This is a genomic window from Corynebacterium suedekumii (assembly GCF_030252185.1).
In the GTDB taxonomy this organism is placed as follows: domain Bacteria; phylum Actinomycetota; class Actinomycetes; order Mycobacteriales; family Mycobacteriaceae; genus Corynebacterium; species Corynebacterium suedekumii.
In genome coordinates this window covers 2301179-2320824 of record NZ_CP126970.1, presented here as the reverse complement: position 1 = coordinate 2320824, position 19646 = coordinate 2301179, and the positions used below count along the sequence as shown (strand labels likewise).

The following is a 19646-nucleotide window of genomic DNA, read 5'->3' as shown; positions in this document are numbered from 1 at the left end:
CCGCGGCGTTCTCACCATCGCCGATGAGGACGGCTCCGCCCACCTCATCATTCCCGGGGCGACGGTGTTCCCGCCGTCGCTCTATGCCACGTCCGAACTCGACGGCCTGCCGGGTGCCCGGGAGCGGCTGGGGGAGTTTCTGGCCCGGGCCGGGACGGTGGCGATGGTGCGTTCCCGGGCCCGTGACGCTGCTCCGGGTTTCTTGGTCGCATCTTCGGTGGGGCGAAGGTGGAGCAGGCGCAGCGCGCGGCGGAGGAGCTGCGGGGGCGGCTGGCTGACCCGGGGATGGATGCTCTGTTCTCGGATGCCCGTGGGTACGTCGAACTGGCTCATGCCGCCTCGGCGCTGCAGCAGCGGGGTGTGCATCTGTTTGCTGGTCCGCATGGCACTCCGGACCGGCTCATCGACGCTGCCAGAGAAGCGGTGGAGCAGGCGGTGGGGTCATCGCTGGTGTTCGAGACCTACGATCCCACCCGCCTGCACCAGGTCCTCGCCGCGGCCCGACGTCTGCGCGATGATCCGCATTCTGAGCCGGCGCTGCGGCTGGCGGCGGAGCGGCAGTTGGATGCGCTCACCGCTGAGCGTGCTGGGGTGCTGCTCGCCCAGTTGCCGGTGGAGGCCCTGAAGACGGCCACCAATGAACGACTGCGGTTCAGCGGCCTCGATCAGGTTCGGGTGAACACGGTGGCGGACGTGCTCGCCGCCCCGGTCGGTCTGCTGACCCAGGTCCAGGGCATCGGTGAGCAGACGGCCCGACGCCTCAAGGCCGCGGCTGAAGCCCTGCGGCAGGAGGCCGTGGCCACCCACACGCACGGTATCGGTGACACTCCGACCGCCGCCGCGACCGCCCTGGTCCGGGTGTTGGCCAGCTTCGACCACATCAACACCCTCGACGAGGTCGAGCGCGCCCGCCGGCGGCGCATCCTGGGGTACGCGGAGACCATTCCGGCGGTGGGCGGGGTTGAGCCCTGGGCGGTCGGCCTCAGCGGCAGCCGGGTCGGGTGGGACCGGTTCATCGACGACATCGACTGGGCCCACGCCCATCCGGCGGTGCTCGCCCCCGCCCGGCCGGTCACTCTCGGTGAGGACACCTGGTCGGACTATCTCGCCCGGCCCGCCCACTACCAGGGGCTGTTGGCCACGCTGCTCGACCTGGAGGTGGAGGGTGGCGACGACCTCGCCGCCGACGTCCTCGAACGCATCCGGGCCCTGCGACTGGACCAGACGCACCTGACGGACCTGCACCTGCGCGGGTACCAGTCCTTCGGCGCGCGTTTCACGATCGTCCAGGAGAAGGTGATCCTCGGCGACGAGATGGGCCTGGGCAAGACGGTCCAGGCGTTGGCCGTCGCGGCCCACCTCGGTGGGCGGACCCTGGTGGTCTGTCCCGCGTCCGTGGTCACCAACTGGGTGCGCGAGTCCCGGCGCTTCACCGATCTGCCGGTGTACAAGGCGCACGGGGACGGCAAGGAGGACGCCGTCCGGGCCTGGGAGGACACGGGTGGTATCTGCGTGGTCACCTATGACGGTGCCCGCACCATGGACCTGCCCACCCCGGAGTTTGTCGTGGTGGATGAGGCGCACATGATCAAGAACCCGGCCGCCGCCCGGACGAGGGCGTGCCGCGCGCTCATCGACGCCGCCTCCCACGCCCTCCTCATGACCGGTACGCCGCTGGAGAACCGGGTCGCGGAGTTCGCCACGTTGGTCAGTTACGTCGCACCCGATCTGCTGGTCGCGGGGATGGAGTCGATGTCGGCGGAGGATTTCCGCGTCCGGGTCGCGCCGGCCTACCTGCGGCGTAACCAGGCCGACGTCCTCGATGAGCTGCCCGAGAAACTCGACCAGCTCGACTGGATCGACCTCACGGAGGCGGATCAGGCGCATTACGCCGAGGCGGTCGAGGCCGGGAACTTCATGGCCATGCGCCGGGCCCCCATGACCACGCCTGACGCGGTGCCGGCGAAACTCGAGCGGATCATGGAGATCGTCGAGGAGGCCGCCGAGTCAGACCGGCGGGTGCTCGTGTTCACCTACTTCCTCGACGTCCTGGGCGTCCTCGAACGGGCACTGGGGGATCGGGTCGTGGGCACCGTCTCCGGGGCGGTGTCCCCGAACCAGCGTCAGGAGCTCATCGACGCGCTCGGTAAGGCCCCGGGCGGCTCCGTCCTGCTCGCCCAGATCACCGCCGGCGGCACGGGCCTGAACATCCAGACGGCGTCTGTGGTCATCCTCGTCGAACCACAGGTCAAGCCGTCGATCGAGGCGCAGGCCATCGCCCGGGTCCACCGGATGGGGCAGACCTCCACCGTCCTGGTCCACCGCCTGGTGGCCGATGACACCGTCGACGAGCGCATGCTCGAGATGCTCGCCGGGAAGTCGGCGATCTTCGACGCCTACGCGCGGCCCTCGGAATCCGCGTCCGTCCACGACGCCGTCGACGTCACCGAGAGGCAGCTGGCCGCGGAGATCATCGCCGCCGAGCGCGAGCGGCTCGGCTTCGCAGCCTCCTGACACGGCGACACCCCCGCATCTCGGTGAGACACGGGGGCGTCGATAAGCGGTGGACTAGGAGTTGTACACGCCTCGATTGAGGGTGTCGCAGGCAGCCATGGTGCCCTCACGGTAGCCGGTGAGCAGGGCGTTCTGGCGCTGCTCGGAGGAACCGTGGGTCCACAGGTCCGGGCGGACCTCGCCGCCGGAGCGCTGCTGGATGTTGTCGTCGCCGACGGCGCGGGCGGTGTCGATGGCGCCAGCAACCTGCTCCTCGGTGATCGGCTCAAGCAGGGCGTCATCGCCCTTGTCGGCCTGGCTGATCCAGATGCCGGCGTAGCAGTCGGCCTGGAGCTCGATCTTGACAGCGTTGGAGTCCTCGCCGGGATCGTTGTAGTTGCTCAGGGACAGGGTGCCCTCGAGCTGCTGGATGTGGTGGGCGAACTCGTGCGCCACGATGTACATCTGCGCCAGCGGGGCGTTGGTGCCGCCGAGCTGTTCGAGCTGCTCGAAGAAGGAGACGTCGAAGTACGCGCCCTGGTCGGCGGGGCAGTAGAACGGGCCGGTCTGGGCGGAGGCCATGCCGCAGCCGGACTGGGTGGTGTCCTGGAAGACCACCAGAAGGGGTTCGGTGTACTCGATGCCGGCCTGCTCGGGAAGCATCGTCGACCACATCCGGTCGACGGAGACCGCGGCCGCCTCGACGCGGCAGTCCGTGTACTCGTTGGCGTCATTGATGGTGTTGCAGTGCTCGAGGGAACCGGAGCGCTCACCCTGTTGCCCGCCGCCGGTGATCTGGCCGAGATCACTGGGGTTGCCGCCGAAGAGGAGGAAGAGTCCGATGAGCAGGAGGGAGCCGAGGCCACCGCCCGCGGCGACGACACCGCCGCGGCCACCACCGCTGGTACGCGCGCGACGACCGCCGGTGTAGTTGGCGTCTTTACGGAAAGTCATGCGCTCATCATTACATAGATCACACCTGGGGTGGGGCGCAGCGATCAGTAAAAAGAGGGGAGGGGTACACTCCACCGGAGAAACGACTGCCCCTAGACGATCTCTAGACGATCCTGGAAGGACGTAGAACGAACGTGCTGCGCACTCACCTCGCGGGTGACCTCCGCAAAGAAACCGCCGGCCAGAATGTGACGCTGACGGGCTGGGTGTCCCGTCGCCGTGACCATGGCGGCGTCATCTTCATCGACCTGCGGGACCGTTCCGGCATCGCCCAGGTCGTGTTCCGTGAGTCGGATGTGGCCGAGCGGGCCCATGACCTGCGTTCCGAGTACTGCGTGCGCGTCACCGGCGTCGTCGAGCCCCGCCCGGAGGGCTCCGAGAACCCGAACCTGGCCTCCGGCGACATCGAGGTCAACGTCTCCGAGCTGGAGGTCCTCAACTCCTCCGCCCCGCTGCCGTTCCAGATCGACGATCCCTCCTCCTCCGGCGAGGTCGGCGAGGAGGCGCGCCTGCGCTACCGCTACCTCGACCTGCGCCGCCGCACCCAGGGTGATGCCCTGCGGCTGCGCTCCAAGGCGAACCAGGCCGCCCGCCGGGTGCTCGACACCCACGAGTTCACCGAGATCGAGACCCCGACGCTGACGCGTTCCACCCCGGAGGGTGCCCGCGACTTCCTCGTGCCGGCTCGCCTCAAGCCGGGTTCCTTCTACGCCCTGCCGCAGTCCCCGCAGCTGTTCAAGCAGCTGCTCATGGTCGCCGGCATGGAGCGTTACTACCAGATCGCCCGCTGCTACCGTGACGAGGACTTCCGCGCCGACCGCCAGCCGGAGTTCACGCAGCTGGACGTGGAGATGAGCTTCGTCGACCAGGATGACGTCATCGCCCTGGCCGAGGAGATCCTCGTCGAGCTGTGGAAGCTCATCGGCTACGAGATCACCACCCCGATCCCACGGATGACCTACGCCGACGCGATGCGCCGCTACGGTTCCGACAAGCCGGACCTGCGCTTCGACATCGAGATCACCGAGTGCACCGAGTTCTTCGCCGACACCACCTTCCGCGTGTTCAAGAACGAGTACGTCGGCGCCGTGGTCATGGAGGGTGGTGCCTCGCAGCCGCGTCGTCAGCTCGACGCCTGGCAGGAGTGGGCCAAGCAGCGTGGCGCCAAGGGCCTGGCCTACATCCTCGTCGGCGAGGACGGTGAGCTCTCCGGCCCCGTGGCCAAGAACATCACCGACGCCGAGCGTGAGGGCATCGCCGCCCACGTCGGCGCGAAGCCCGGCGACGCCATCTTTTTCGCCGCCGGCGAGACCAAGTCCTCCCGCGCACTGCTCGGCGCCGCCCGCGGTGAGATCGCCGACAAGCTCGGCCTGATCAAGGAAGGCGACTGGGCCTTCACCTGGGTGGTCGACGCCCCGATGTTCGAGCCCGCCGCCGACGCCACCGCCTCCGGCGACGTCGCCCTGGGTCACTCGAAGTGGACCGCCGTCCACCACGCCTTCACCTCCCCGAAGCCGGAGTGGATCGACTCCTTCGACGAGAACCCGGGCGAGGCCACCGCCTACGCCTACGACATCGTCTGCAACGGCAACGAGATCGGTGGCGGTTCCATCCGTATCCACCAGCGCGATGTGCAGGAGCGGGTCTTCGAGGTCATGGGCATCACCGAGGAGGAGGCGCAGGAGAAGTTCGGCTTCCTGCTCGACGCCTTCGCGTTCGGCGCCCCGCCGCACGGTGGCATCGCCTTCGGCTGGGACCGCATCGTGTCCCTGCTCGGCGGGTTCGACTCCATCCGCGACGTCATCGCCTTCCCGAAGTCCGGTGGCGGCGTCGACCCGCTCACCGACGCCCCGGCCCCGATCACCGCGCAACAGCGCAAGGAGTCCGGCATCGACGCCAAGCCGAAGAAGACCGAGAACGCCGACCAGGCGTAACCGACCCGGACCAAGGAACGCACAGCCCATGCCACTGCTCACCCATGACGACATCGTCGGCGTTGCCGCGGACCTGCTCTCGAAGCGATTCGGCGGGTCCCAGCAGCTCACCGATGTCCAGCAGCTCAGTGGCTCGGGCAGCGCCATCGTCCTGCGCGCCCGCGTGGCGCCCTCGCCGTTCCTGCAGCAGCGCTCCGTCATCCTCAAGTACGTCCCCGTCACCGGGGAGCAGCTTGACGACGCCGCCCTCATCCGCGAGATCGTCTCCTACCAGTTCACCACCTCGCTGAGCGAGGTGGTCCGCCCCGGCCCCGTCCTGTTGGCACACGACGTGGCCCAGCGGATCATCGTCATCACCGACTCCGGCGACGGCGACACCTTCGCCGACCTGCTGGAGACCGACAACGGGGAACGTCGGGTCAACATCCTGCGCAACCTGGGCACCGCCCTGGGTCGGATGCACTCCGGCACCGCGCAGCGCGAGCACGACTTCGAGATCCTGCTCACCCGCATGCTGCGCAACCACCCCGACTTCGGGGAGATCCAGCGGTTGCGCGACACCGCGCTGCTGCAGTCCATCACCATCGGCGAGCAGCTGCTGCGCAACGCCGGCTTCGACATCCCCGACCTCGTGAGCACCTTCGCGGCCGACGGTCGCAGCCGGCTGCTCGCCGCCCACCACCGGGCCTTCACCCCCTTCGACCTCTCGCCCGACAACATCATCGTCGCCGAGAAGACCCATTTCCTCGACTACGAATGGGCCGGGTTCCGCGACGTCAGCTTCGACATCGCGTGCGTCATCGCCGGCTTCCCCCAGTTCGTGTTCTCCCACCCGATCAGCGACGACGAGGCGGACGTCTTCGTCGAGGCCTGGGTTCACGAGGTCTCCCAGCTGTGGCCGAACGTGACCAACGAGGCTCACCTGCACTCCCGCGTCGTGGCGGCCCTGCTCGGCTGGGCGCTGTCCACCGTCGCAATCATGGAGTTCGGCTCCCTGTCCGGGGCGGTCGCCGCCCTCCACCTCGAGGACGGGGACTTCGACGCCGAGGCGATGGAGACCGACGGCCGGCTGCTGCGCCCGGGTAACCACGGCCCCTTCGCCCGGGAGGAGCTCATCGTCCGCCGCGACATGTACGAGACCTTCGAGGCGCTGGCCCGCTACGCCGCCCGCGGTGTCGACCCCTCCTACGGGGTCATCGCGGCCTTCGCCCGCGAGGTCGCCGCCCGCGTCGCCGAACCGGGCCTGCCGGGATACTGACCGTGTCCCAGGACGCACTGTTCGGCGGGTCGGCGGAGGAGCCGGCCGAGGATTTCTTCCACGCCGGCTCCCACGCCCCGCTCGCGGCCCGGATGCGCCCGCGCACCCTCGATGAGGTCGTCGGCCAGGACCACCTGCTCGGCCCCGGCCGCCCGCTGCGCCGGCTGGTCGAGGGATCGGGGGAGGCCTCGGTCATCCTCTACGGCCCACCCGGCACCGGCAAGACGACGATCGCCTCCCTGGTGTCCTCGGCCACCGACCGCAACTTCGTCGGCCTCTCCGCCCTGAACTCCGGGGTTAAGGAGGTCCGGGAGGTGATCACCAAGGCCCGCCGCGACCTCATCCACGGTGAACGCACCGTCCTGTTCATCGACGAGGTGCACCGCTTCTCCAAGACCCAGCAGGACGCCCTGCTCGGTGCGGTGGAGAACCGGACCGTCCTGCTCGTCGCCGCCACCACCGAGAACCCCTCGTTCTCCGTCGTCGCCCCGCTGCTGTCCCGGTCCCTGCTGCTGCAGCTCAAACCCCTCGACGAGGCCGCCGTGCGCGAGGTCCTCACCCGTGCGCTCACCGACGAGCGCGGACTTGCCGGGCGCGTGCGTGCCGATTCCGACGCCCTCGACCAGCTCGTCCTGCTCGCCGGGGGAGACGCCCGGCGGGCGCTGACCTACCTCGAGGCGGCAGCGGAGGCGGCGGCAGAGGAGGGGGACGAGGGGGCGTCGATAAGCACGGAGACGGTGCGGGACAACGTCAACCGCGCCGTGGTGCGCTACGACCGTGACGGTGACCAGCACTACGACGTCATCAGCGCGTTCATCAAGTCCATCCGCGGCTCGGACGTCGACGCCGCCCTGCACTACCTCGCGCGGATGCTCGAGGCGGGGGAGGACCCGCGATTCATCGCCCGGCGACTGATCATCCACTCCTCCGAGGACATCGGCATGGCGGATCCCACCGCCCTGCAGACCGCGGTGGCCGCCGCCCAGGCCGTCGCACTGATCGGCATGCCCGAGGCCCGGCTCACCCTCGCGCAGGCCACCATCCACCTGGCCACCGCCCCGAAGTCCCCGGCGGTGATCAACGCCATCTCCGCCGCGCAGGCCGACGTGCGCGAGGGGAGGATCGGGCACGTGCCCGCCCACCTGCGGGACGGCCATTACGAGGGTGCCAAACGCCTTGGCAACGCCGTGGGCTACCGCTTCCCGCACGACGATCCCCGGGGCGTGGTGGAACAGCAGTACATCCCCGACGACCTGACCGATGCCGTGTACTACCGGCCCACCGAGCACGGCGCGGAGAAGCGCATCGCCGGCTACCTTGGCCGGCTACGCCAGATGGTGCGGGGCAAGAAGTAGCCGGCCCGGTGGGCGAGTACAGTTGAGGACCGACCTGTCACCACCTGTATAAGCGAGGACCACCACCGTGCAGACCCATGAGATCCGGGAGCGTTTCACCCGTCACTTCGTCGAGGCCGGACACGCGGACGTCCCCAGCGCCTCGCTGATCCTCGAGGACCCGGACCTGCTGTTCGTCAACGCCGGCATGGTGCCCTTCAAGCCCTACTTCCTCGGCGAGCAGAACCCGCCGTACCCCAACGGCACCGCCACCTCCATCCAGAAGTGCGTGCGCACCCTCGACATCGAGGAAGTGGGCGTGACCACCCGCCACAACACCTTCTTCCAGATGGCCGGCAACTTCTCCTTCGGCCAGTACTTCAAGGAAGGTGCGATCACCCACGCCTGGCAGCTGCTCACCGGACCGCAGGAGGACGGCGGCTACGGCCTCGACCCCGAACGCCTGTGGGTCACCGTCTACCTCGACGACGACGAGGCCGCCGAGATCTGGGAGAAGAAGATCGGCGTGCCCGCCGAGCGTATCCAGCGCCTGGGCATGGCCGACAACTACTGGTCCATGGGCGTGCCCGGGCCCTGTGGCCCCTGCTCCGAGATCTACTACGACCGTGGCCCCGAGCACGGCAGGGAGGGCGGCCCCGAGGCCGACGACACCCGCTACCTGGAGATCTGGAACCTCGTGTTCATGGAGAAGGAGCGCGGCGCCGGCACCGGCAAGGACTCCTTCGAGATCCTCGGCGACCTGCCGAAGAAGAACATCGACACCGGCATGGGCGTCGAACGCGTCGCCTGCCTGCTCCAGGGCGTGGACAACGTCTACGAGACCGACCTGCTGCGCCCGGTCATCGACGTCGCCGAGCAGATCACCGGCGCCCGCTACGAGGGCGACGGCCAGGACGCCATCCGCTTCCGCGTCATCGCCGACCACTCGCGCACCGGCATGATGCTCATCCTCGACGGCGTCACCCCGTCCAACGAGGGCCGCGGCTACATCCTCCGCCGCCTGCTGCGCCGCATCATCCGATCCGCCCGCCTGCTCGGCGCCACCGGTGAGACCCTCGAGCGTTTCATGAACACCATCATGGACACCATGACGCCGTCCTACCCGGAGATCGCCCAGAACCGCGACCGCATCGTCCGGACCGCCGTGGCGGAGGAGCGCGCCTTCCTCAAGACCCTGGAGTCCGGCACCCACCGCTTCGACGAGGCCGCCGACCGCATCAAGTCGGCGGGTGTGACCACCTTCTCCGGCGAGGACGCCTTCACCCTCCACGACACCTACGGTTTCCCCATCGACCTCACCCTCGAGATGGCCGCCGAGGCCGGCCTCGATGTCGACGTCGCCGGTTTCGAGGCCGCCATGAGCGAGCAGCGGGCCCGGGCCAAGGCCGACAACCAGGCCAAGAAGCACGGCCATGCCGACGTGTCCGTCTACCGCGAGTGGGTGGACGACAACCCCACCGAGTTCGTCGGCTTCTCCGAGCTCACCGCCGACGCGAAGGTCCTCGGCCTGGTCATCGACGGCCAGTCCGTCACCCACGCCACCGAAGGTGACGAGGTGGAGGTCATCCTCGACGTCTCCCCGCTCTACGCCGAGTCCGGCGGCCAGACCGCCGACCGCGGCCGCCTCGTCGCCGACGGCACGATCCTGGAGGTCAACGATGTCCAGAAGATCGGCAAGAAGCTGTGGGTCCACAAGGCCACCGTCACCGCCGGCGGCATCGACCTGGGCCAGGCCGTCCGCGCGGAGGTCGACCCCGACTGGCGACACGGCGCCCGCCAGGCACACACCGGCACCCACCTCATCCACGCCGCCCTGCGCCAGGTGCTCGGCCCCACCGCCGTCCAGGCCGGCTCGCTCAACCGCCCCGGCTACCTGCGTTTCGACTTCAACTACACCGACCAGCTCACCCCGGAGCAGCTGACCGAGATCACGACGATCGCCAACCAGGCCGTCGACGCCGACTTCGCCGTCAACACCATCGAGACCACCCTCGACGAGGCGAAGAAGATGGGTGCGATGGCCCTGTTCGGCGAGAACTACGGCACCGACGTCCGTGTCGTCGAGATCGGCGGGCCCTTCTCCATCGAGCTGTGCGGCGGCACCCACACTGAGCACACCTCCCAGATCGGCCCCGTCGCCGTCCTTGGCGAATCCTCCGTCGGCTCCGGCGCCCGCCGCATCGAGGCGTACTCCGGCATGGACTCCTTCCGCTACTACTCCAAGGAGGCCGCGCTGGCCTCCGGCCTGGCCGCCTCCCTCAAGGCGCCGACGGAGGAACTGCCGGAACGCGTCTCCCAGCTGACGGAGAAGCTGCGGGCCGCCGAGAAGGAGATCGCCGCCCTGCGCCGCCAGCAGCTGGCCTCCCGCACCGGTGAACTGCTCGCCCAGGCCCAACAGGTCGGGGAGATCACCGTGCTCACCCACCGCCTGCCTGACGGGGTGTCCGGTGGCGACCTGCGCACCATCGCCACCGACCTGCGTGGCCGCTTGGCCGGGAAGGCGGGCGTCGTGGTCCTGGCCTCGGCGGACGGCGACAAGCTACCGTTCATCGTCGGAGCGACGAAGGAGGCCGTCGACCTGGGCGTGAAGTCCGGCGACCTGGTCAAGGTCCTGTCCGGCCACGTCAACGGCCGCGGTGGCGGCAAGCCCGACATGGCCCAGGGGTCCGGCTCCGACGCCGCCGGGCTCGACGCCGGCTTCGCCGCCGTGCGGGATGAACTGGCCCGACGCTGACCATCGCGGTAACATCACGAAACGGTTACGGGACACGCCGGTACCGGTGGCATCGGTCCGGCGTGGTGGCGATTACATTTGACCCACGCCCGGCCTGACCGCGGCGGGTGACGCCCCCGCGCACCGACACCGACGAAAGGTCCCCACCCACGATGAAGGTCTCACCCGACACCCCGGGCGTCGACGACCCCGGAGCTGGGCGTCGCCTCGGCATCGACGTGGGAACCGTCCGCATCGGCGTCGCCGTCTCCGACCGGGGAGCCGTCCTGGCCACCCCGGTGGAGACGGTGCCGCGGGAAACCGGCCTCAAGGGCCGGGACATGGGCGACATCGACCGCCTGCTGGCGCTCGTGGACGAGTACGAGGTCGTGGAGATCGTCGTGGGCCTGCCCCGCGATCTGCAGGGCAACGGCTCCGCCAGCGTCAAACACGCGAAGGACATCGCGTTCCGTCTCCGTCGTCGGATCACCGGCGCCGGCCAGGACATCCCGGTCCGCATGGGCGATGAACGCCTCACCACCGTCGCCGCCACCTCGGCACTGCGTGCCTCCGGTGTCTCGGAGAAGGCGGGCCGGAAGGTCATCGACCAGGCCGCGGCGGTGGAGATCCTCCAGTCCTGGCTCGATGCCCGAACCTCAGCGACAGCCACCACTACCCAGGAGCAGCACCCATGAGTACCCACTCTCCCGCCCGTGGCCCCGGTGGCCGACGCATGGACAACAAGTTCGTCAAGCGCCGCCAGCGCGGACTCGCGGTGCTCGTGGCATCGCTCATCCTCATCATCGGCGCCGTGATCTACATCGGCATGCAGATCTCCGGTAGTGGATCCTCCGGCTCCACCAACTCCGCCGACTTCGAGGGCACCGGCAACGGGGTCGACCAGCTGGTGGAGATCCCCGAGGGCTCCGCCGTGTCCCTGCTGGGTCCGGAGCTGGAGGAGCGCGGCATCGTCAAGACCGACGGCGCCTTCCAGACCGCCGCCGCCAACAACCCCGACGCCGCCGCCATCCAGCCGGGCATCTACCGCCTGCAGGAGGAGATGAGTGCCTCGGCGGCGGTCCAGGCGCTGCTCGACCCCGCCAACCGCGTGGAGATGCTCGACATCCACGGCGGCTCCACGCTGCTCGACGTCCGCGTCGTCGGTGGTCAGACCCGCCCCGGTGTCTACAGCCAGATCTCCGCGGTGACCTGCACCGAGGGCTCTGAGAACTGCATCACCGCCCAGCAGCTCGAGCAGGTCGGCGCCTCCGCCGACCTCGAGGCACTGGGTGTGCCGGAGTGGGCCCGCGAGGCCGTCGCCGCCCGCGGCAACGACCCCAAGCGCCTCGAGGGCCTCATCGCCCCCGGCCAGTACGTGGTCAACCCCGCGCACGACGCCGAGGGCATCCTCACCGGCCTCATCACCCGCTCGGCCAACCAGTTCAACGAGACGGGCATCGTCGACCGGGCCGGCGCCATCGGCCTGACACCCTATGAACTGCTCACCGCGGCCTCCCTCGTCGAGCGCGAGGCCCCGGCGGGTGAGTTCGACAAGGTCGCCCGCGTCATCCTCAACCGCCTCGAGGAGCCCATGCGGCTCGAGTTCGACTCCACCGTCAACTACGGCCTGGAGGACGTCGAGGTGGCCACCACCGACGAGGACCGCGCCAACGTCACCCCGTGGAACACCTACGCCACGGACGGTCTGCCCGAGACCCCCATCGCCGCCGCCTCCATCGAGGCCATCGAGGCTATGGAGCATCCCGCCGAGGGCAACTGGCTGTTCTTCGTCACCGTCGACCAGGACGGCACCACCGTGTTCAACGACACCTTCGAGCAGCACCTCGAGGACGTCCAGCAGGCCCTCGAGTCGGGCGTCCTGGACACCAACCGATGAAGGCGGCCGTCCTCGGTTCGCCGATCGAGCATTCCCGGTCGCCGATCCTGCACAACGCCGGCTACCGGGAGCTGGGCATGGACGGGTGGGAGTACACCCGCATCCGGTGCACCGCCGAGGACCTGCCGGGCATCGTCGGCGGGGCGGAGGAGTCCTTCGTCGGTTTCTCCGTCACCATGCCGTCCAAGTTCGCGGCCCTCGAGTTCGCCGACGACGTCACCGAGCGGGCCCAGCAGATCGGCTCCGCCAACACGCTGGTGCGCACCGGCGACGGTTGGCGGGCCGACAACACCGACTGCGACGGTGTCACCGGCGCACTCGGTGAGCTCATGGGTGACACCCCGATCCGACGGGCACTGGTCGTCGGTGGGGGAGGAACCGCGCGTCCCGCCCTGTGGGCGCTCGCCCAGGCCGGGGTGGAGGAGATCACCGTGATCAACCGGACCGACCGCAGCGCCGAACTGGCACCGCTGCTCGAGCCCGCCAGGGTGCAGGTGCGGTTCCTCGGGTTCGACGCCGACCTGTCGACGGCCTCGATCGAGGCGGACGTGGTCGTCTCCACCGTCCCTTCCGCCGCTCTCGACGGGCATGAGTCAGCTCTGGCGCACGCGCCGGTCCTCGACGTCATCTACGATCCCTGGCCCACCCGCCTGACCACCGCGGCCGCCGCCAACGGCTACCTCACCGTCGGTGGTCACGTCATGCTCGCCCACCAGGCCTTCGGCCAGTTCGAACAGTTCACCGGTCGCCCCGCCCCCCGCGACGCCATGCGGCAGGCGCTGGAGGATTCCCTGCGCTAGGCTGCGGGGCATGTGGGTGCTCGGGGGAGCCGTTGCCGTCACCGTCTGCTGGGCCGTGGCGTTGTTGCTTGTCGACGAGAAACGTCGCCGCCTTCCGGACCTCCTCACCCTGCCCGCGGCCGCGGGTGCCGCGTTCGGCGCCGCGGTCACGGACCCGATTCTCCTGCTCGGCGGGCTGGGCTGGGCGGGGCTCTACCTCCTCCTGGGGGTGAGCTTCGGTGGCGTCGGGGGAGGGGACGTCAAGCTCGGGCTGAGCCTGGGGATCCTCGCCGCTGCGGCCGGTGGGACAGCGGCGTGGTTCGTGGCGGTGCTGGGGGCGTCCGTGGTGACGGTGCTGCGCGGCGCACTCACGCGGCGGAAGGCGGTGGCCCACGGGCCGTCGATGCTGCTGTCCACCGCGTTCGCGGTGGGCATGTGGTTCGGTGCGTAATTCCGGCGTCCACGGCGTCTATGTCGGAGAAATCGGCGCTCCATGAGACAATGTCCGCATGCTTCGATGGACTACCGCAGGGGAATCGCACGGTCAGGCGCTGATCGCCCTGCTTGAACACATGCCCGCCGGCGTTCCGGTCACCCGCGAGGAGATCGCCACCCAGCTTTCCCGCCGTCGCCTCGGCTACGGCCGCGGCGCCCGCATGAAGTTCGAGGCCGATGAACTCACCCTGCTCACCGGCATCCGGCACGGTTACACCCTGGGCAGCCCCATCGCGGTGATGATCGGCAACACCGAGTGGCCGAAGTGGACCACCATCATGTCCGCCGAGCCCGTCGACATGGACGACGAGGACGTGGCCAAGGCCATGACCTCCGGTCGGGGTGCTAAGCTCACCCGCCCCCGCCCCGGGCACGCCGACTTCGCCGGCATGATCAAGTACAACCACGACGAGGCCCGCCCGATCCTCGAACGCTCCTCCGCCCGCGAGACCGCCGCGCGTGTCGCCGCCGCCGCCATCGCCCGCAGCTTCCTGCGTGAGACCCTCGGCGTCGAGGTCCTCAGCCACGTCATCTCCATCGGCCGCTCCGAGGTCGTCGAAGGGGAGCAGCCGACCTTCGCCGATCTGGAGAAGATCGACGAGTCCCCGGTGCGTGCCTTCAACCGCGTCGCCGAGGAGTCCATGATCGCGGAGATCGAGGCGGCCAAGAAGGCCGGTGACACCCTCGGCGGCATCGTGGAGGTCATCGTCGAGGGCCTGCCCATCGGCCTGGGTTCCCATGTCTCCGGTGAGGACCGGCTCGACGCCCAGCTCGCCGCCGCCCTCATGGGCATCCAGGCCATCAAGGGCGTCGAGGTCGGTGACGGTTTCGAGGAGGCCCGCCGTCGCGGCAGCGAGGCCCACGACGAGATGGTCCGGACCGCCGACGGCGTCGACCGCCTGAGCAATCGCGCCGGCGGCCTCGAGGGTGGCATGACCAACGGCCAGACCCTCCGCGTCCGGGCAGCCATGAAGCCGATCTCCACGGTGCCGCGGGCCCTCAGGACAGTCGACATGACCGACGGGTCCGCCGCCACCGGCATCCACCAGCGTTCCGACGTCTGCGCGGTCCCCGCCGCCGGAGTCGTCGCTGAGGCCATGGTCGCCCTCGTCCTCGCCCGCGCCGTGCTGGAGAAGTTCGGCGGCGACTCCCTCGCGGAGACGAAGCGCAACATCGACTCCTACCGTGACTATGTCGCCGGCCGCCTGGATTTCGGGGAGGAGGCATGACCCACCCCGACAGCCTCGACCTGAGCACCTCGGTCTGCCACACCCGCCCCCGTGTCGTCCTCGTCGGCCCACCCGGCGCCGGCAAGTCCACCATCGGCCGCCGTCTCGCCCGGGCGCTGGCACTGCCGTTGGTGGATTCCGATCAGCTCATCGAGCAGGAGACCGGCCGTTCCTGCGGTGACGTGTTCTCCGAACTCGGCGAACCCGCCTTCCGGGAACTCGAGGCCCGCCACGTGGCTGCCGCGCTCGCAAGCGGCGGTGTGGTCAGTCTCGGTGGTGGCGCCGTGCTCACCGACGCCACCCGGCGGCTGCTCACCCAGCACGACGTCGTGTGGGTCGACGTCTCCGTCGAGGAGGGGGTCCGCCGTACCGCGCACGAGACCTCCCGCCCGGTACTCGCCGCCGAGGACCCGGCCGCGCACTACCGCAACCTCATCGAACAGCGTTCCCCGCTCTACCACGAGGTCGCCGGATTCCGGGTGCGCACCGACGGCCGCACTCCCGCGCAGGTTGTCGCCGACATCCTGGGCTACCTCGACGCGCTCTAGAAAGGACACCGCCCCGTGACGACGATCCCGGTCACCGGACCCACCCCCTACGAGGTCACCATCGACCACGGCCTCGACACCGCGATCGCCGACCGCGCGGCCGCCACCGGCGCGGCCAAGGTGATGATCATCCACCAGCCGACGCTCACCGAACCCGCGGCCGCCCTCGGCCGGGCCGTCGAGGAGCGCGGCCTCGAGGTCGTCCTCGCCGAGGTTCCCGACGCCGAACCCGGCAAGACCCTCGACGTCGCCGGCACCCTGTGGGACCGCCTCGGCGCGGAGACCTTCGGTCGCCGCGACGTCATCATCGGCCTCGGCGGGGGAGCGGTCACCGACCTCGCCGGCTTCGTCGCCGCCGCCTGGATGCGCGGCATCAAGGTCATCCAGGTGCCCACCACGCTGCTGGCGATGGTCGACGCCGCCGTCGGCGGCAAGACCGGCATCAACACCGCCGCGGGCAAGAACCTCGTCGGGGCGTTCCACGAGCCGGACGCCGTGTTCATCGACCTCGACCGCCTGGCCACCCTGCCGGAGGAGGAACTGGTGGCCGGCTCCGCCGAGATCATCAAGACCGGCTTCATCGCCGACACCGCCATCCTCGACCGCTACGAGTCCGACCCGGCCGCCTGCCTGCGCGCCGACGGGCACCTGCCCGAACTCATCGCCCGGTCGGTCACCGTCAAGGCGAACGTCGTCGGCCAGGACCTCAAGGAGGCCGGCCTGCGGGAGATCCTCAACTACGGGCACACCTTCGGCCACGCCGTCGAGCTGCGGGAGAACTTCCACTGGCGTCACGGCAACGCCGTCGCCGTGGGCATGATGTTCATCGCCCACCTCGCTCAGCAGCGCGGGCTCATCGACGCCGACCTCGTCGCCCGTCACGCCGCCATCCTCGAATCCATCGGCCTGCCCGTGAGCTACGAGCCCGGGCACTTCGACGAGCTCTACGCCGGCATGACCCGGGACAAGAAGAACCGCGACGGCCACATCCGCTTCGTGGCACTCACCGGACCGGGGCAGACAACCCGCCTCGAGGGTCCGGGCGTCGACGAACTGCGCGCCGCCTACGACGCGATCTCCCGGGAGGCGTGATGAAGGTCCTGGTCCTCAACGGCCCCAACCTCAACCGCCTGGGGCGACGCCAGCCGGAGGTGTACGGATCGACGACGCTCGCGGACGTGGAGAAGCTCATCGCGGAGCGGGCCGTGACGCTCGGCGTCGAGGTGGAGTGCCGTCAGTCCAACCACGAGGGTGACCTGCTCGACTGGGCGCACGAGGCGGCCGACCACGGCTGGGCCGTGATCATCAACCCCGGTGGCTTCACCCACACCTCCGTCGCCCTGCGTGACGCGCTGGCCGAGGTCGCCGACGGCGCCGGCTTCGTCGAGGTCCACATCTCCAACGTCCACGCCCGGGAGGAGTTCCGGCAGCACAGCTACCTCTCACCGATCGCCCGCGGCGTCATCGCCGGGCTCGGCGTGACCGGCTACCTCCTCGCACTGGAGTATCTCGCCGAGCATCCGGCCCCGTAGCGCCGGTGACGGGGGCCCGCCGGATACAGTTGTGTGCAGCACACCACAACTCTTAAACGCAGGAGGAGCCCCCATGGCCTACGCGGATACCCGTTTCGCCACCCGTCGCCGAGCACTGTCAGCCAAGCTCGCCGGCATGCGCATCGACGAGATGCTGGTGACCAACCTCATCCACGTGCGCTACCTCTCCGGGTTCTCCGGCTCCAACGCCGCCCTCGTCCTGGCCAAGGACCTCACCGCGACGATCTGCACTGACGGGCGCTACACCACCCAGATCGCCGAGGAGGTCCCGGACATTGAGGCGGTCATCGACCGGCCCAGCGCCGAGGCCCTGCTCGCGCGCATCGAGGGCCCGCGTCGCGTCGGCTTCGAGGCCGACTACGTCTCCGTCGCCCAGCTGGAGAAGCTGCAGGCCGCCTGCCAGGAGGATGTCACCCTCGTGCCCGTCACCGGGATCATCGAGGACATCCGCCTGACCAAGGACAACACCGAACGCATCCGCCTCACCGAGGTCGCCGAGCTGGCGTGTGAGGCCTTCGAGCAGCTCATCGACGCCGGTGAGCTCGCCGTCGGCCGGTCCGAACGCGACGTCGCCGCCGACCTCGAGTACCGCATGCGCCGCCTCGGGGCGGAACGCCCCAGCTTCGACACCATCGTCGCCTCCGGCGAGAACTCCGCCAAGCCGCACCACTCCGCCGGTGACCGCATCATCCACCGCGGCGACCTGGTCATCGTCGACTTCGGTGCCCACTCCCGCGGCTTCAACTCGGACATGACCCGCACCGTCGTCATGGGCGAGGCCGACGAGTTCTCCCGCGAGATCTACGACATCGTCCTGCGCGCCCAGCTCGCCGGTGTCGAGGCCGCCACCCCGGGCACGACACTCGTCGACGTCGACGCCGCCGCCCGCGCGGTCATCGAGGACGCCGGCTACGGCGACTACTTCGTCCACTCCACCGGACACGGCATCGGGCTCGAGGTCCACGAGGCACCGTCGGCCTCGAAGATCGGGGAGGGGGAGCTGCGCGAACACATGACCCTGACCATCGAGCCGGGCATCTACGTCCCGGGCCGCGGCGGTGTGCGGATCGAGGACACCGTCCTCATCACCGCCGGGCCGGCCCACATAATCACCCCGGTCAAGAAGGACCTGCTCGTGGTGTAGGCTGGGAAAGCTGATAATCCAGGACAACCATCAAAGGGAGATAGCTTCGTGGCATCCACCGCTGATTTCAAGAACGGTCTCGTGCTCAAGGTCGACGGCAAGCTCCAGCAGATCATCGAGTTCCAGCACGTGAAGCCGGGCAAGGGCCCCGCCTTCGTGCGCACCAAGCTCAAGGATGTCGTCTCCGGCAAGACCATCGACAAGACCTGGAACGCCGGCGTCAAGGTCGAGACCGCCACCGTGGACCGCCGCGACATGACCTACCTGTACAACGACGGCTCCTCCTACGTCGTCATGGACGACAAGAACTACGAGCAGGTCGAGCTGAGCCCGGACAAGTTCGGCAAGGCCGCCGACTTCCTCCTGGAGAACATGCGCGTCCAGGTCTCCTTCCACGAGGGCGAGGCACTGTTCGCCGAGCTCCCGGTCTCCGTTGACCTGACCATCTCCCACACCGAGCCCGGCCTGCAGGGCGACCGTTCCTCCGGTGGCACCAAGCCCGCCACCCTGGAGACCGGCGCCGAGATCCAGGTGCCGCTGTTCCTGGAGACCGGCAACGTGGTCAAGGTGGACACCCGCACCGGCGACTACCTCTCCCGCGTCTCCAACTAGGGGCGACACCTACTGTGACTGACACCCCCAACGAGGCGGCCGACGAGCAGAACTGGCGCCGCCACGGATCGCGCTACCGCGCCCGCCGACGCGCCGTGGACATCCTCTTCGAGGCCGAGGCCCGGGACCTGGATCCCGTCGCCGTGGTCGAGGACCGCGTGCAGCTGTCCCGCCAGGCCGATTCCGCCGTCGCCCCGGTCGCCGACTACACCCGGCAGATCGTCGCCGGTGCCGCCGAGGAACTGGACACCATCGACGAAGCCATCGAGCGCTACCTGGCGGAGACCTGGGAGCTGGACCGCCTGCCCGCCGTCGACCGCGCCATTCTGCGCGTCGCCGTGTGGGAGATCCTGTTCAACCCGGAGGTTGACTCACCCGTCGCCGTGGTCGAGGGCGTCGAGCTGGCGTCCCAGTACGGCAACGACGTCGCCGCCCCCTACATCCACGCGGTGCTCGACGATGTCGCCCAGTCCACCTCGGACCTCCATCCGCTGGCCACGGCGGAGGCTGACGCCGACGCCGTCGCCGAGCCGATCGCGGACTCCGAGTCCGACCCGGAGTTCACCCCGGAGGACCCGACCGTCGACGCCGAGCCGCGTCCGGCCTCCGCAGCCGATCCCGGCCCCGGCCCGTCCCGCACCACCGAGGATCCGGACATCTCCTGAGTGCAGTTGTGCCTACG

The 19646-nt window shown here is 69.5% G+C and carries 17 protein-coding genes; 16 read left to right on the top strand and 1 reads right to left on the bottom strand.

What is annotated here, in order from left to right:
• Positions 1 to 228: 228 nt before the first annotated feature.
• A complete protein-coding gene (locus tag QP029_RS11590) occupies positions 229 to 2514 on the top strand; it encodes a DEAD/DEAH box helicase (RefSeq protein ID WP_284874440.1) in 2286 nt (761 codons plus the stop codon).
• A 54-nt stretch (positions 2515 to 2568) separates the two neighbouring features.
• Here the strand turns inward: QP029_RS11590 and ypfJ are convergent, their stop codons facing one another.
• Positions 2569 to 3447 carry a KPN_02809 family neutral zinc metallopeptidase gene (ypfJ, locus tag QP029_RS11585; RefSeq protein WP_284874439.1) on the bottom strand — a complete coding sequence of 293 codons (879 nt, stop codon included), beginning with the start codon at positions 3445 to 3447 and terminating at the stop codon, positions 2569 to 2571.
• Between the two features lie 134 nt (positions 3448 to 3581).
• Here ypfJ and aspS point away from each other — a divergent pair, with 134 nt between their 5' ends.
• The 15 genes from aspS (at position 3582) to nusB (ending at position 19629) form a co-directional block, all read left to right on the top strand.
• Positions 3582 to 5381: an aspartate--tRNA ligase gene (gene aspS, locus QP029_RS11580; RefSeq protein ID WP_284874438.1), complete on the top strand. Its 1800-nt coding sequence runs from the start codon at positions 3582 to 3584 to the stop codon at positions 5379 to 5381.
• 34 nt (positions 5382 to 5415) lie between these two features.
• Positions 5416 to 6639 (top strand): phosphotransferase, encoded by a 1224-nt coding sequence (locus QP029_RS11575; protein ID WP_284876237.1) that lies wholly within the window; start codon positions 5416 to 5418, stop codon positions 6637 to 6639.
• 2 nt (positions 6640 to 6641) lie between these two features.
• The gene (locus QP029_RS11570; protein ID WP_284874437.1) at positions 6642 to 7994 is read left to right on the top strand and encodes a replication-associated recombination protein A; all 1353 of its coding nucleotides are present in this window, start codon (positions 6642 to 6644) and stop codon (positions 7992 to 7994) included.
• Between the two features lie 67 nt (positions 7995 to 8061).
• Complete coding sequence (gene alaS, locus QP029_RS11565; RefSeq protein WP_284874436.1) at positions 8062 to 10728, top strand: alanine--tRNA ligase; 2667 nt, start codon at positions 8062 to 8064, stop codon at positions 10726 to 10728.
• A gap of 152 nt (positions 10729 to 10880) precedes the next feature.
• Entirely contained in the window at positions 10881 to 11402 is a 522-nt protein-coding gene (ruvX, locus tag QP029_RS11560) for a Holliday junction resolvase RuvX (RefSeq protein WP_284874435.1), read from the top strand.
• The gene (gene mltG / locus QP029_RS11555; RefSeq protein WP_284874434.1) at positions 11399 to 12604 is read left to right on the top strand and encodes an endolytic transglycosylase MltG; all 1206 of its coding nucleotides are present in this window, start codon (positions 11399 to 11401) and stop codon (positions 12602 to 12604) included. The genes ruvX and mltG overlap by 4 nt, the downstream gene beginning before the upstream one ends.
• A complete protein-coding gene (locus QP029_RS11550; protein WP_284874433.1) occupies positions 12601 to 13404 on the top strand; it encodes a shikimate dehydrogenase in 804 nt (267 codons plus the stop codon). Before mltG ends, QP029_RS11550 begins: the two co-directional genes overlap by 4 nt.
• A 10-nt stretch (positions 13405 to 13414) precedes the next feature.
• The gene (locus tag QP029_RS11545; protein WP_284874432.1) at positions 13415 to 13834 is read left to right on the top strand and encodes a prepilin peptidase; all 420 of its coding nucleotides are present in this window, start codon (positions 13415 to 13417) and stop codon (positions 13832 to 13834) included.
• A gap of 58 nt (positions 13835 to 13892) precedes the next feature.
• On the top strand, positions 13893 to 15107 hold the full coding sequence (gene aroC / locus QP029_RS11540; protein WP_284874431.1) for a chorismate synthase: 1215 nt from the start codon (positions 13893 to 13895) through the stop codon (positions 15105 to 15107).
• Positions 15104 to 15655: a shikimate kinase gene (locus QP029_RS11535; protein ID WP_284874430.1), complete on the top strand. Its 552-nt coding sequence runs from the start codon at positions 15104 to 15106 to the stop codon at positions 15653 to 15655. The genes aroC and QP029_RS11535 overlap by 4 nt, the downstream gene beginning before the upstream one ends.
• 15 nt (positions 15656 to 15670) lie before the next feature.
• Positions 15671 to 16747, top strand: a complete 1077-nt coding sequence (gene aroB, locus QP029_RS11530; protein WP_284874429.1) for a 3-dehydroquinate synthase — start codon at positions 15671 to 15673, stop codon at positions 16745 to 16747.
• Positions 16747 to 17187 (top strand): type II 3-dehydroquinate dehydratase, encoded by a 441-nt coding sequence (aroQ, locus tag QP029_RS11525; protein WP_284874428.1) that lies wholly within the window; start codon positions 16747 to 16749, stop codon positions 17185 to 17187. The genes aroB and aroQ overlap by 1 nt, the downstream gene beginning before the upstream one ends.
• A 73-nt stretch (positions 17188 to 17260) precedes the next feature.
• Positions 17261 to 18352, top strand: a complete 1092-nt coding sequence (locus QP029_RS11520; protein WP_284874427.1) for an aminopeptidase P family protein — start codon at positions 17261 to 17263, stop codon at positions 18350 to 18352.
• A gap of 48 nt (positions 18353 to 18400) precedes the next feature.
• Positions 18401 to 18964, top strand: a complete 564-nt coding sequence (gene efp / locus QP029_RS11515; protein ID WP_284874426.1) for an elongation factor P — start codon at positions 18401 to 18403, stop codon at positions 18962 to 18964.
• 14 nt (positions 18965 to 18978) lie between these two features.
• Positions 18979 to 19629: a transcription antitermination factor NusB gene (gene nusB / locus QP029_RS11510; protein ID WP_284874425.1), complete on the top strand. Its 651-nt coding sequence runs from the start codon at positions 18979 to 18981 to the stop codon at positions 19627 to 19629.
• The last annotated feature ends 17 nt before the right edge of the window (positions 19630 to 19646 follow it).

Coding starts and splice junctions, on each gene's coding strand:
- mltG (WP_284874434.1), top strand. CDS start 11,399: ATGAGTACCCACTCTCCCGCCCGTGGCCCCGGTGGCCGACGCATGGAC.
- QP029_RS11520 (WP_284874427.1), top strand. CDS start 17,261: ATGGCCTACGCGGATACCCGTTTCGCCACCCGTCGCCGAGCACTGTCA.
- QP029_RS11550 (WP_284874433.1), top strand. CDS start 12,601: ATGAAGGCGGCCGTCCTCGGTTCGCCGATCGAGCATTCCCGGTCGCCG.
- QP029_RS11545 (WP_284874432.1), top strand. CDS start 13,415: ATGTGGGTGCTCGGGGGAGCCGTTGCCGTCACCGTCTGCTGGGCCGTG.
- aroC (WP_284874431.1), top strand. CDS start 13,893: ATGCTTCGATGGACTACCGCAGGGGAATCGCACGGTCAGGCGCTGATC.
- ruvX (WP_284874435.1), top strand. CDS start 10,881: ATGAAGGTCTCACCCGACACCCCGGGCGTCGACGACCCCGGAGCTGGG.
- ypfJ (WP_284874439.1), bottom strand. CDS start 3,447: ATGACTTTCCGTAAAGACGCCAACTACACCGGCGGTCGTCGCGCGCGT.
- aroQ (WP_284874428.1), top strand. CDS start 16,747: ATGAAGGTCCTGGTCCTCAACGGCCCCAACCTCAACCGCCTGGGGCGA.
- QP029_RS11535 (WP_284874430.1), top strand. CDS start 15,104: ATGACCCACCCCGACAGCCTCGACCTGAGCACCTCGGTCTGCCACACC.